This is a genomic window from Faecalibacterium sp. Marseille-P9312 (genome assembly GCF_902497445.1).
GTDB classification, from domain to species: Bacteria; Bacillota; Clostridia; order Oscillospirales; family Ruminococcaceae; genus Faecalibacterium; species Faecalibacterium longum.
The window spans coordinates 191,442-202,799 of the sequence record NZ_CABVEW010000005.1; the positions used below are offsets into that span (position 1 = coordinate 191,442).

The window sequence follows — 11,358 nt, forward strand, 5'->3', positions numbered from 1 at the left end:
GCAACCTCCCGGGGCTCCCCCGGCCAGCAGCCAGAGGGGCGAGTCGTTCTGCCGCCCCTGCGCAAAGTTTCCAGGCGCAGGAACCTCTCTTTATAGGATACACCTTTTTTCTCTCCGATTCAACTTGATTTTGTGCGCTGTTTGCGGTATCATATCTGTAATACGTCTCAGTAGCTCAGTTGGATAGAGCGTCCCCCTCCTAAGAATTCGGTCAACCTGATACCTTGGGTGCGGAAGTGATTGCTCTAATCAAAAGCAAGGCTGGGGATCGAGATTTTCCAAACAAATTTTGATGCAACAACTTTACCATCGTCCCGGTTGCAATGCAGTCGGTCACTTCGGTGTGAAAAGCATTCCACACATTTGTTTCCAAGTGCGTTGAATTTCAAAAAATCAACGATAATACATAATATGCCTCAGTAGCTTAGCTGGATAAAGCGCCTCCCTCCTAAGGAGGAGACCGCAGGTTCGAATCCTGTCTGGGGTATCCCTTTAAGAAAATGCGAAGGTCATTTTTCCATGTGAAAGACGATCTTCGCATTTTTCATTTTGAACCTATCACCAAAATTAGCCAGCTAATGCCATTAGCAGAATTTTCGGTTTCAGCTAATAAAATCAGGCTTCCAGCTAATGAAGCCCCATAAAGCACCTTTTGAACTCCGTTTTCCGGCTCTCTGCTAAAATTGGTAGCCGCTTTCCTGTAAATCCATGTAAATACAAAATAATTTGTGTAAATCTATTTTCCACATTCCTACCCAAAACCGTGTAAAACACTTTTCTCCATACATAGCGCGTTCACTCGCTGTTCTCTCGGAACAGAAAGAGGAACGCGCTTTTTTATTTTCGGGCTGAACTTCCCGAATCCATCAAAGGAGGGTTTACCAATGAAAAAAGTTCTGACCGTCACGATGGACGGTATCCGCTACCATGCTTCCCGCCCGGCAGATTGCCGGCACTGCTTCTTCTGGAAGAATCGAAAGAAGGGCTGTGTTCTTGGCAAAGAGAACTGCTACTATCTGATTGAACCGCCCAAAGGCCCCAGCAAGTGCGAAGGGTGCCCCTACAAGCGGGCAAAGCCCTGTGTGCTGATTCCCTGCTACAAAGACCTGATGGCACCGCTGGAGAAACGAGGTGATGCCAAGTGAGCCACAAGCGAAACGAAGCTCTGCGCCATGTTCAGCACTCCATGCACCATGTGATCGCCGCTGGCGAAGGTTCCGACCGTGCCCCGGACAGCTGCAAGCTGTGCCCGTACTATCGACCCGATTTCAAGTTCCGCACCTGCCTGTATGCCCACTGCCCTTATAAGAAGCAGGTCAATGTATTCCGTTCCACACCTGAAAAATGGGATATTCTCTATGCCCGAAAGAAAGCCGACAAGAACCGCAGACCTTGATTACTTCTATGGGCGGTCCAGCGAGCTGTTCTCCTTCTACCGGATTCCCAAGCTGTTGTTTCAGGATAGCCGCTTCCAACCGCTTTCCACAGATGCCAAAACGCTGTACGGTATCCTGCTGGACCGCATGAGCCTGTCAGCCCGGAATGGTTGGTTGGACAAAGCTGGGCGGGTGTTCATCATCTATACTGTGCAGGAGGTGCAGGATTCACTGGGCTGTGCCGATAAAAAGGCCACCAAGCTGCTGCGAGAACTGGAAGAGTACGGCCTGATTGAACGCAAACGGAGGGGGCTGGGCAAGCCCGACCTCATCTATGTAAAGAATTTTTCGTCAGAATCGTCAAAAACGCCCTACTTGAATCGTGATAATGACGATTCTGGAACCGTCCAGAATACGCTTCAAGATCCGGCCAAACTACGATGTAATAAGACTGAGAGAAATAATACAGAGGTAAGCGATACTGATCCTATCTATTCCGATGAAAACGACTGGATGAGCAAACGCGCCCAACTGGAAGAATATTTTTCTCAGTCTTTGGAGGTAGACCTTCTGCTCCGGCTCTGCCCGGACGATGAGGATACCATCTATCAGATCGTAGATTTGCTGGTGGACACCTGTGCCACCAACCGCAAACTGCTGCACATTGCCGGGGACGATAAGCCCGCCGAGGTGGTACGCAGCCGGTTTACGAAGCTGAACGCCGACCATATCCGCTTTGTGCTGAAGTGCCTTGCAGAGAACAGCAGCCCGATCCGAAACATGAAACAATATCTGCTCGCTTCTCTGTATAACGCACCCACCACGATGCAGCTTTCCTACCAGAACCAAACCAACCATGACTTAACGATGCGGAGGTGATGAAAATTTCAAAGAAAGCAACTACGATTGCCATCGTCAACCAGAAAGGCGGCACCGGTAAGACCACCACCTGTGAAAATCTTGGCATCGGGCTGGCGATGGAGGGCAAGAAGGTCCTACTGGTGGACGCTGACCCGCAGGGGTCACTTACCATCAGCATGGGCTGGCAGCAGCCCGATGAACTGCCTACCACCCTTTCCACCCTGATGGCAAAAGCCATGAACAATCAGAGCATTCCGCCCGGTGAAGGCATCCTGCACCATGCAGAGGGCGTTGACCTGATTCCGGCAAACATTGAACTGGCAGGGCTGGAAGTTTCCCTTGTCAACTGCATGAACCGGGAAAAGATGCTGAAACAGGTGCTGGACAGTGCAAAGCACGACTATGATTTCATTCTGCTGGATTGTACCCCTTCCCTTGGGATGCTGACCGTCAATGCACTGGCAGCAGCAGACACCACCTTGATTCCCGTGCAGGCGCAGTATCTGTCTGCAAAGGGTCTGGAACAGCTTTTGCAGACTGTGCAGAAAGTCCGGCGGCAGATCAACCCCAAGCTGAAAATCGAGGGCATCCTGCTGACCATGACCGACAGCCGCACCAACTATGGACAGCAGATCGACAATCTGATTCGGGGTGCTTACGGCAGCAAGATCAAGGTGTTCGACCATACCATTCCACGGTCTGTCCGCGCTGCGGAGATCAGTGCCGTGGGTAAGAGCATTTTCCAGCACGATCCCAAAGGCAAGGTGGCAGAAGCCTATAAATCTCTGACAAGGGAGGTGATGGCGAATGCCGAAAAACAGCTTAAACGTGTCGCTGAAAGGGGCAGATGACATTTTCTCCACCGAGGAATCCCGGCAGGAACAGCAGCGGGAGCAGGTGCAGCAGATTCCCATCGGGGAGCTGTTTCCCTTCAAAAACCACCCCTTTAAGGTCTTGGACGATGAATCCATGCAGCGCACGGTGGAAAGCGTGGAGCAATACGGTGTGCTTTCTCCGCTGATTGCCCGCCCACGCCCGGAAGGTGGCTACGAGATCATCTCCGGGCACCGCCGTCAGCACGCTGCACAGCTTGCTGGACTGGACACCCTGCCGGTCATTGTCCGCAACATGGATGATGATGCCGCCATTTTGCTCATGGTGGACAGCAATCTCCAACGTGAGAACATCTTGCCCAGTGAACGGGCTTTCGCTTACAAGATGAAGCTGGAAGCAATCGAGCGAACTGTTGGACGACCCAAAAATGTGGGACAAGTTGTCCCAGATTATTTCGGGAAACGCAGTACAGAGATTGTTGCTGAAGGAACAGGCGAAAGTTATAAGCAAGTCCAGCGTTTTATCCGCCTGACCAACCTCATCCCGGAACTGCTGGATATGGTAGACGAAAAGAAAATTGCTTTTAATCCCGCTGTGGAGTTGTCCTATCTGGACGAAAGCCAACAGCGGGATTTTTTAGAAGCGATGCAAGACACCCAGAATGCTCCATCCCTTTCCCAAGCGCAACGGCTCAAAAAGCTGGCACAGGAAGGGCACTTCTCGTATGATGTTGCCTTTGCTGTCATGGGAGAAGAAAAAAAGGACGAACTGGACAAAGTGGTCATCAAAAACGACACCCTGCGGAAGTATTTCCCGCGCAGCTTCACCCCGAAACAGATGGAGGACACTATCATCAAGCTGCTGGATCAGTGGCAACGCAAACAGCAGCGGCAGAATGAACGCTAACACACATTTTGAATGTAAGACCCAACCGGGTCTTTCTTTTTTGCAAAAATTAGGAGAAAAAGCACTATGAACACTACTATTGATCTCAAGACCGCAAAGACCATCGAAGCCATGAACCAGAAGATCAACCACATGGACAATGCTGTGACCGACTTCTTCAACAAGATGAGCGATGTGCTGGAGCGGCAGCTCGGCGATGATGAAGTTTACGCCGCCGTGATTGCCCCGGAGATCGAACTGACCATCACCCCGCTGGCGAACGTTCGCAGTTACCTGCCTTGCTTCGATGAAACTGATTCCTGCTACAGCATCAGCGAAGATGTGCCGCTGGCACTCTGCTACGATCCTCGTCAGGTCATTACGCTGGCTGGCAAGCGTTACCTGTCCGGCGCAGTCATCTTTGTACGCTACGACACCGATGGCAATTTTGTTGCACTTACCACCGCCGACCTGTACCTGATCCAGTGTTATCTGGGCGAGAACAGTGTTCCTCTGATGGCTGGCCGCGAGAAGATGGTCTGCATCTGCATTGACTGAGAGGTGCAGTATGGATACTGAAATGACCTGCTATGCGAGTTTCGCAGAAGTCACGGAGGACTTTTACTGTTCCGCCGTTGATGTTTTGAAGATTCTGGTTCTCCGTCTGCACGACTACCATGCTCGTTGCTTCCATTCTCTGCGGGATGCTCTGTACGACTATTTTTCTACCGATGCCGCACCGCATACTCATGCCAATGTTTCCACTAAGCATACCGTCACCGCGTCTAGCGCTCCTCGTCCTCCCTGAGAGGATTCTTCTCACAGTTCAGTCAATGTAGGAGGTTCGCTATGAATTATATTTATTCGTTTATCATTTTTGAAGCTGGTGCCTTTTTCGGCTTCTTTGTGGCAGCTCTGTTGAACGCCGTCCGTGCTGGGCAGGAAATCACTATCAAATTCGAGGAGGAAGATAATGGAGCAGAACGAGAACACTCTGTCGGTGCTGAAAATTGCACCGGGACAGTATCCACAGCAGGTCGAGATCGATAACGACCTGAAAGCCTTGCAGCAGGCGGTGGGCGGCTCCATCGGCGCAAGCTACCCTTTTGAAGATCCGGTCGCCATCGTCTACAACGATGATGGCAAGCTCATGGGTCTGCCGCTGAACCGTGCCCTGTGGGACGAGGACGGGCTGATGTACGATGTTATTGCCGGAACCTTTCTGGTGGTGGGGCTGGGAGAGGAAGATTTTGTGTTGCTCTCTCCGGAGCTGGCTCAGAAGTATGAAGAAGAATTCCATCAACCCGAAGCCTTTCTCCCTCTGGGGCATCGCCTGATGGTCATTCCGGTGCCGGATGAATCGGTTCAGAATGACGCAGAAAAGGCCGTAAACAAGCCCCCGGTGGAACATGACCGCTAAGACGATTTTCTGCACAGGAGGTGGTAACGATGCAGGAAGAAATCGAGCATAAGACGGTCAACCTTGCCATCTCGACCACAAAACTGTCCGCCCGCACCCTGTTGCGCGGGATGCAGTTTCTACTGCGGCAGTACGACAAGCACGCTTCGCAGGGCAAGCAGTCCATGAAGCGGCTGGTGCGGCAGAACCGTGGCGTAACCAATGTGGAGATCCAGAAAACTGGCATCAAGGACTTTGACCGTTATGCCAAGCGGTATCACATCGACTACTCCATCCAGAAAGACCTGTCCTGCAAGCCGCCCCGGTATCTGGTCTACTTCAAGGCACAGGACACGGATGCCTTGAGCGCAGCGTTCAAGGAATATTCGGCATCGGTGCTGGATAAAACCAAGCGTCCTTCCGTGCTGGCAAAGCTGCACGATCTGGCACAGACTATCGCAAATCTGCCGGACAAAGTGCGGCACAAGCAGGAGGAGCGTGGCCTATGAGCAAAAAGAATCTTTCCAAGCTGCTGGCGCTCTATCTGCCCTATGTGGTAATTGGCTTGCTGGCCACCAATCTGGGCGAGGCGTGGCGTCTAGCCGTGGGCAAGGAACTGGGCGACAAAATCGTATCGCTGATGGATACGCTCCCGGCTGCATTTTCAAATCCGCTGCCCAGCCTGCACCCATTTGACTTGTTCATTGGTCTGTGCTGCGGTGCTGGAATGCGGCTGGCGGTGTACCTGAAAGGCAAAAACGCCAAGAAGTACCGCCACGGCATGGAGTACGGCTCTGCCCGGTGGGGCGGCCCCAAAGATATCGAGCCGTTTATGGCTCCGAAGTTTGAGGACAATATCATTCTGACCAAAACAGAACGCCTGATGATGTCCAACCGCCCGCCGGACCCCAAGAATGCCCGAAACAAAAATGTGCTGGTAGTCGGCGGCTCCGGCAGCGGTAAGACAAGGTTCTTTATCAAGCCGAATCTGCTGCAATGTGATTCCAAGAATTTTCCGGTATCATTCGTAGTTACAGATCCGAAAGGTAGTATCGGCGTGGAATGTGGAGAAGCCCTGTTAAAGCACGGCTACAAGCTAAAATTCTTCAACACCATCAACTTTTCCAAGAGTATGCGCTATAACCCCATGGCGTACATCCACAGTGAAAAGGATGTTCTGAAACTCGTGACCGCACTGATGACCAACACCAAAGGTGAAGGTCAGGGCGGCGACCCATTCTGGGACAAAGCGGAACGGCTTCTGCTCGTTTCGCTGATCGCATACCTCCACTACGAAGCCCCTGTCGAGGAGCAAAACTTCGCAACATTGCTGGAAATGCTAAACACTATGCAGGTGTCTGAGGACGATGAAACTTATCAGAATCCGGTAGACCTGTTGTTTGAGGATCTGGGCAAGAAGAAGCCAAAATCCTTTGCCGTGCGGCAGTACAAACTTTACAAGCTAGCTGCCGGCAAAACGGCCAAGTCGATTCTTATTTCCTGCGGTGCCCGGCTCGCACCCTTCGATATTCAGGAAGTCCGGGATGCCACCATGTACGATGAGCTGGAACTGGACAAGCTGGGTGACCGGAAAACGGCGCTGTTCCTTATCATGAGCGATACGGACAGTACATTTAACTTCCTGATCTCCATGATCTACACACAGCTTTTCAATCTGCTCTGTGATAAGGCAGATGACCAATACGGCGGCAAACTGCCAGTCCATGTGCGGTGCCTGATCGATGAGTGTGCTAACATCGGTCAGATTCCGCAGCTGGAAAAGCTGGTGGCTACCATCCGCAGCCGTGAGATCTCGGCGTGTCTGGTCTTGCAGACCCGCAGCCAGCTGAAAGCCATCTACAAAGATAATGCGGATACCATCGTGGGCAACATGGACAGTCAGATATTTTTGGGCGGCAGTGAGCCTACCACCCTGAAAGATCTTGCCGAAGCACTCGGCAAGGAAACCATCGACAGCTACAACAATTCCGATACCCGTGGCAATAGCCCAAGCTATGGCACCAACTATCAAAAACTCGGTCACGAACTTATGAGCCGGGATGAGTTGGCAGTTTTGGATGGCGGCAAGTGCATCCTGCAGCTTCGTGGTGTGCGCCCATTTTTGAGCGACAAGTACGACCTGACCCAGCACCCGAACTACAAGTACACCTCCGATTATGACCCCAAGAACGCCCTCGATATCGAGAAGTTCTTGAATCGAAAAGAAAAAATCCACCCGGATGATACCTTCATCATGGTGGATGCTGATTCACTCCCGCTCGCCTGATAAGACGAGCGGTTATTTTTTATCCATTGACCCAACAGGTACACCGGAAAATCAACCTTCGCCGTGGTTTTTGGCTTTTGCAAACGGATTTCAGGTGTGTGCAGGGTCGCTTTTTCAAAACAAGGGAGATTTTTCTATGGAATTCTTTAACAGCGCAGTGGACGTTCTGAAGACTCTGGTCGTGGCATTGGGTGCCGGTCTGGGCGTGTGGGGTGCCGTCAACCTGATGGAGGGTTACGGCGGCGATAACCCCTCCGCAAAAAGTCAGGGTATGAAGCAGCTGATGGCTGGCGGCGGCGTTGCCCTGATCGGTATCACTCTGGTGCCCCTGCTGTCCGGTCTGTTCGGCTAATTCGCTCTCACATAAACACAGTTTGACCCATAAGTACACTAGCAAATCAACTTCTGCCGCAGCTTACGGTGTTTCAATAAATGGATTTCAGGGGTGTGCAGGGTCGCTTTTTTCAAACCAAAGGAGATTTTACTATGGAATTCTTTAACAGTGCAGTGGACGTTCTGAAGACTCTGGTGGTTGCTCTGGGTGCCGGTCTGGGCGTGTGGGGTGCTGTGAACCTCATGGAAGGTTACGGCGGTGATAACCCTTCTGCCAAGAGTCAGGGCATGAAGCAGCTGATGGCTGGCGGCGGTGTTGCCCTGATTGGTATCACCCTGATCCCCCTGCTGAGCGGTCTGTTCGGCTGATCTTTTCCGGGCGGCGTCTGCCGCCCCGTACATATTTACTTGCAAGTGTTTCCAGCCCCTCCGTGGCAAACGGATTCTTATTATAAAGAGGAAACGCATTGCAAATCGAATATTCACTGTTACCTGAAAGGAAGGCGATTTTTATGCAGATTCTGACTCACCTTATTTTTCTGCTCAACCTGCTCAAGACCCTGATCAACCATTTTTCCTGATGGGTGGTGGCGCTGAGTGGAAACAGTTCTCAAAGCGATCTCTGATTGGATCAAGTCGCTGCTGACAGCGGCAATCATGTCCAATCTTTCCGGCTTGTTTGATGATGTGAACACCCAAGTGGGCGGCATCGCCCAGCAAGTCGGCACCAAACCATCCAGTTTTGAACCGCGCGTTTTTGCTATGATCGAAGCCCTCTCCCGGAATGTGGTGCTACCCATTGCAGGCGTGATCTTGACCTTTATTGCTTGCTATGAATTGATTCAGATGATTACTGAACACAACAATATGGCACAGTTTGAACCTGCATTGATTTTGAAGTGGATTTTCAAAACTGCCATTTCGGTTTGGATGATCTCGAATACGTTTGACATCATCATGGCGGTGTTCGACGTGACGCAGCAGGTCGTGGCAAATTCCAGCGGTATCATCAGCGGCAACACAAGGGTCAACGACATCGGGCTTTCCATGTTACAATCCAGCATGATGCAGATGGACGTCGGCCCCCTGTTCGGGCTGTTTTTACAGTCCTTCTTCATCGGCATCACCATGCGCATCCTGTCCATTGTGATTTTCGTCATCGTCTACGGAAGAATGATTGAAATCTACATGATGGTCAGTCTGGCTCCGGTGCCCATGGCAACATGGGGCAACCACGAGCAATCCCATGTTGGACAGAACTATCTTCGTTCTCTGTTTGCGCTGGGATTTCAGGGCTTCCTGATCCTGATCTGCGTGGCGATCTATGCCGTTCTGCTTCAGAATGTTGCCATATCCGGGGATGCCATCAACTCGATCTGGAGCATCGTGGGGTACACGGTGCTGCTGTGCTTTACGCTGTTCAAGACTGGTTCCGTCGCCCGGAGCATTCTGGGCGCACACTGAGGAGGTGGAATTTTGGCAGCTTATATTTCCGTGCCGCGCGATTTCAGCAAGGTGAAGTCCAAAGTGGCTTTCAATCTGACCGCACGGCAGCTTATCTGTTTTGGTGCAGCGGCAGTCGTAGGGGTGCCGCTGTTCTTTGTCCTACGGGATACCGCAGGCAATTCCGGCGCTACCCTCGGCATGATGGCGGTGATGCTGCCTATGTTCTTTCTGGCCATGTACCAGAAAAACGGTCAGCCCGCTGAAAAGATTCTGCGGTACTACTTTCAGGCGCGTTTTGTTCGCCCGAAGGTGCGTCCGTACCAGACCCGCAATTACTATGCACTGCTTGTGAAGGGAGATGACGCCCATGATTCCGTTTCTGAAAAAGAATAAAGACGGCAAAAAGCCGCCCAAGCCCACAGTGCTCCGCACGGCACAGGAGAGCATCCCGTTCCAGCGGATGTTTGAGGACGGTACCTGCCGTGTCCGTCCCGGCTACTACACCCGCACCATCCAGTATCAGGATATCAACTATCAGTTGGCGCAGCAGGAGGACAAGACCGCCATCTTTGAGGAATGGTGCTCTTTTCTCAACTTTTTCGACAGCTCTATCCACTTTGAACTGTCTTTCGTGAATACCGCCACTGATTCCGCAGACTTCGAGAAGTCCATCCGCATCCCGTACCAGCAGGATGGCTTTGACGATGTGCGCGCCGAGTATTCCCAGATGCTGCGGCAGCAGCTTTCCAAGGGCAACAACGGCTTGACCAAGACAAAATTCCTGACCTATGGTATCGAAGGCGACAGTATGGCGCAGGTCAAACCTCGGTTGGAGCACATCCAGAACGATCTGATGAACAACTTTCACAGGTTGGGCGTTCTGGCAAAGCCGCTGGACGGCACGGAGCGCCTGCGGCTGATGCACGGGATGTTGAACATGGATGGAGCCAACAAGTTCCACTTCAACTGGAAAGACCTTGTGCCCAGCGGTCTGTCCGTAAAGGATGCTATCGCCCCCACTGCGCTGGCGTTTAAGAACAGCCGTACCTTTCAGATGGGCGGCATCTTCGGGGCGGTCAGCTTTCTGAATATCACGGCTTCTGACCTGAGCGACCAGCTTTTGAAGGATTTTCTGGACATGGATTCCAGCCAGATCGTTACCATGCACATCCAGTCCGTTGACCAGAACAAGGCCATCAAAACCATCAAACACACCATCACCGAACTCGACCGCAGCAAGATCGAGGAGCAGAAAAAAGCTGTCCGCGCCGGATACGACATGGACGTGCTGCCGTCTGATTTGGCGACTTACGGCAGGGATGCCAAGGCACTTTTGAAGGAGCTGCAGAGCCAGAATGAGAGAATGTTTTTGGTGACGTTCCTCGTGTTGAACACCGGAAAAACCGAGCAGGAACTGGAAACCAACGTGTTTCAGGCGGTCAGCATTGCGCAGAAGCACAACTGCGAATTATGCCGCCTTGATTTTCAGCAGGAGCAGGGGCTGATGAGCAGCCTGCCACTGGCAGACTGCCAGATTGAGATCCAGCGCGGTCTGACCACCAGCAGCACAGCGATTTTTGTGCCGTTTACCACACAGGAACTGTTCGACAACGGCAAGGAAAGCCTGTATTATGGCTTGAACGCCCTGTCCAACAACCTGATTATGGTTGACCGCAAAAAGCTGAAGAACCCCAACGGTCTGATTTTGGGCACTCCCGGTTCCGGTAAATCCTTCAGCGCAAAGCGTGAGATCTGTAATGCGTTCCTCGTGACGGACGATGATATCATCATCTGTGACCCGGAATGTGAGGTGCGACACGAAGTCGCGTAATGTATTGTGTATAAACACTGCTCTATCCATTTGGAGTAACCCTACTGTGACCTGCACTGGTCAAAAGCCGGCGTTGGGAAGCTCACAGGACAATATGGGAAATCTG

General features: G+C 51.8%; 15 protein-coding genes, 1 tRNA gene and 1 pseudogene. All 17 read left to right on the forward strand.

Translation table 11 applies throughout. From position 1 onward, the window contains the following. The first annotated feature begins 413 nt into the window (after nt 1–413). Nucleotides 414–487 (forward strand) — tRNA-Arg (locus tag F3G95_RS05635). A gap of 397 nt (nt 488–884) precedes the next feature. Then, complete coding sequence (locus F3G95_RS05640) at nt 885–1,145, forward strand: hypothetical protein (RefSeq protein ID WP_097770934.1); 261 nt, start codon at nt 885–887, stop codon at nt 1,143–1,145. Next, a complete protein-coding gene (locus F3G95_RS05645; protein ID WP_005924919.1) occupies nt 1,142–1,396 on the forward strand; it encodes a hypothetical protein in 255 nt (84 codons plus the stop codon). Before F3G95_RS05640 ends, F3G95_RS05645 begins: the two co-directional genes overlap by 4 nt. Continuing rightward, entirely contained in the window at nt 1,359–2,255 is an 897-nt protein-coding gene (locus tag F3G95_RS05650; RefSeq protein ID WP_149794179.1) for a DUF6017 domain-containing protein, read from the forward strand. The genes F3G95_RS05645 and F3G95_RS05650 overlap by 38 nt, the downstream gene beginning before the upstream one ends. After that, nucleotides 2,255–3,088: a ParA family protein gene (locus F3G95_RS05655; protein ID WP_149794180.1), complete on the forward strand. Its 834-nt coding sequence runs from the start codon at nt 2,255–2,257 to the stop codon at nt 3,086–3,088. Before F3G95_RS05650 ends, F3G95_RS05655 begins: the two co-directional genes overlap by 1 nt. Then, a complete protein-coding gene (locus F3G95_RS05660; protein ID WP_149794181.1) occupies nt 3,045–3,977 on the forward strand; it encodes a ParB/RepB/Spo0J family partition protein in 933 nt (310 codons plus the stop codon). Before F3G95_RS05655 ends, F3G95_RS05660 begins: the two co-directional genes overlap by 44 nt. Nucleotides 3,978–4,043: 66 nt before the next feature. Then, complete coding sequence (locus tag F3G95_RS05665; protein WP_005924908.1) at nt 4,044–4,514, forward strand: hypothetical protein; 471 nt, start codon at nt 4,044–4,046, stop codon at nt 4,512–4,514. A 10-nt stretch (nt 4,515–4,524) separates the two neighbouring features. Beyond that, complete coding sequence (locus F3G95_RS05670; RefSeq protein WP_149794182.1) at nt 4,525–4,764, forward strand: hypothetical protein; 240 nt, start codon at nt 4,525–4,527, stop codon at nt 4,762–4,764. 41 nt (nt 4,765–4,805) lie between these two features. Beyond that, nucleotides 4,806–5,006 carry a hypothetical protein gene (locus F3G95_RS05675; protein WP_149794183.1) on the forward strand — a complete coding sequence of 67 codons (201 nt, stop codon included), beginning with the start codon at nt 4,806–4,808 and terminating at the stop codon, nt 5,004–5,006. Then, entirely contained in the window at nt 4,930–5,376 is a 447-nt protein-coding gene (locus F3G95_RS05680) for a DUF3846 domain-containing protein (RefSeq protein ID WP_149794184.1), read from the forward strand. The genes F3G95_RS05675 and F3G95_RS05680 overlap by 77 nt, the downstream gene beginning before the upstream one ends. A 29-nt stretch (nt 5,377–5,405) precedes the next feature. Then, nucleotides 5,406–5,864, forward strand: coding sequence for a PcfB family protein (locus F3G95_RS05685; protein WP_149794185.1), 459 nt, complete (start codon nt 5,406–5,408; stop codon nt 5,862–5,864). Further along, nucleotides 5,861–7,642 (forward strand): VirD4-like conjugal transfer protein, CD1115 family, encoded by a 1,782-nt coding sequence (locus F3G95_RS05690; protein WP_149794186.1) that lies wholly within the window; start codon nt 5,861–5,863, stop codon nt 7,640–7,642. Before F3G95_RS05685 ends, F3G95_RS05690 begins: the two co-directional genes overlap by 4 nt. A gap of 136 nt (nt 7,643–7,778) precedes the next feature. Then, entirely contained in the window at nt 7,779–7,994 is a 216-nt protein-coding gene (locus tag F3G95_RS05695; protein ID WP_015565186.1) for a Maff2 family mobile element protein, read from the forward strand. A 134-nt stretch (nt 7,995–8,128) separates the two neighbouring features. Continuing rightward, nucleotides 8,129–8,344, forward strand: coding sequence for a Maff2 family mobile element protein (locus tag F3G95_RS05700; RefSeq protein WP_015565185.1), 216 nt, complete (start codon nt 8,129–8,131; stop codon nt 8,342–8,344). 228 nt (nt 8,345–8,572) lie between these two features. Then, nucleotides 8,573–9,439, forward strand: coding sequence for a VirB6/TrbL-like conjugal transfer protein, CD1112 family (locus F3G95_RS05705; RefSeq protein WP_044959875.1), 867 nt, complete (start codon nt 8,573–8,575; stop codon nt 9,437–9,439). Between the two features lie 12 nt (nt 9,440–9,451). After that, a complete protein-coding gene (locus tag F3G95_RS05710) occupies nt 9,452–9,814 on the forward strand; it encodes a PrgI family protein (RefSeq protein WP_044960449.1) in 363 nt (120 codons plus the stop codon). Next, nucleotides 9,789–11,225: pseudogene (locus tag F3G95_RS05715) on the forward strand (conjugal transfer protein TraE); the annotation flags it as partial. The gene F3G95_RS05710 and the pseudogene F3G95_RS05715, both read left to right, overlap by 26 nt. Nucleotides 11,226–11,358: the final 133 nt, after the last annotated feature.

What these genes read in the sequence shown, in the direction of transcription:
- F3G95_RS05640 (WP_097770934.1), top strand. Translation starts at nt 885, where the DNA reads ATGAAAAAAGTTCTGACCGTCACGATGGACGGTATCCGCTACCATGCT.
- F3G95_RS05650 (WP_149794179.1), top strand. Translation starts at nt 1,359, where the DNA reads ATGCCCGAAAGAAAGCCGACAAGAACCGCAGACCTTGATTACTTCTAT.
- F3G95_RS05655 (WP_149794180.1), top strand. Translation starts at nt 2,255, where the DNA reads ATGAAAATTTCAAAGAAAGCAACTACGATTGCCATCGTCAACCAGAAA.
- F3G95_RS05660 (WP_149794181.1), top strand. Translation starts at nt 3,045, where the DNA reads ATGCCGAAAAACAGCTTAAACGTGTCGCTGAAAGGGGCAGATGACATT.
- F3G95_RS05665 (WP_005924908.1), top strand. Translation starts at nt 4,044, where the DNA reads ATGAACACTACTATTGATCTCAAGACCGCAAAGACCATCGAAGCCATG.
- F3G95_RS05670 (WP_149794182.1), top strand. Translation starts at nt 4,525, where the DNA reads ATGGATACTGAAATGACCTGCTATGCGAGTTTCGCAGAAGTCACGGAG.
- F3G95_RS05675 (WP_149794183.1), top strand. Translation starts at nt 4,806, where the DNA reads ATGAATTATATTTATTCGTTTATCATTTTTGAAGCTGGTGCCTTTTTC.
- F3G95_RS05680 (WP_149794184.1), top strand. Translation starts at nt 4,930, where the DNA reads ATGGAGCAGAACGAGAACACTCTGTCGGTGCTGAAAATTGCACCGGGA.
- F3G95_RS05685 (WP_149794185.1), top strand. Translation starts at nt 5,406, where the DNA reads ATGCAGGAAGAAATCGAGCATAAGACGGTCAACCTTGCCATCTCGACC.
- F3G95_RS05690 (WP_149794186.1), top strand. Translation starts at nt 5,861, where the DNA reads ATGAGCAAAAAGAATCTTTCCAAGCTGCTGGCGCTCTATCTGCCCTAT.
- F3G95_RS05695 (WP_015565186.1), top strand. Translation starts at nt 7,779, where the DNA reads ATGGAATTCTTTAACAGCGCAGTGGACGTTCTGAAGACTCTGGTCGTG.
- F3G95_RS05700 (WP_015565185.1), top strand. Translation starts at nt 8,129, where the DNA reads ATGGAATTCTTTAACAGTGCAGTGGACGTTCTGAAGACTCTGGTGGTT.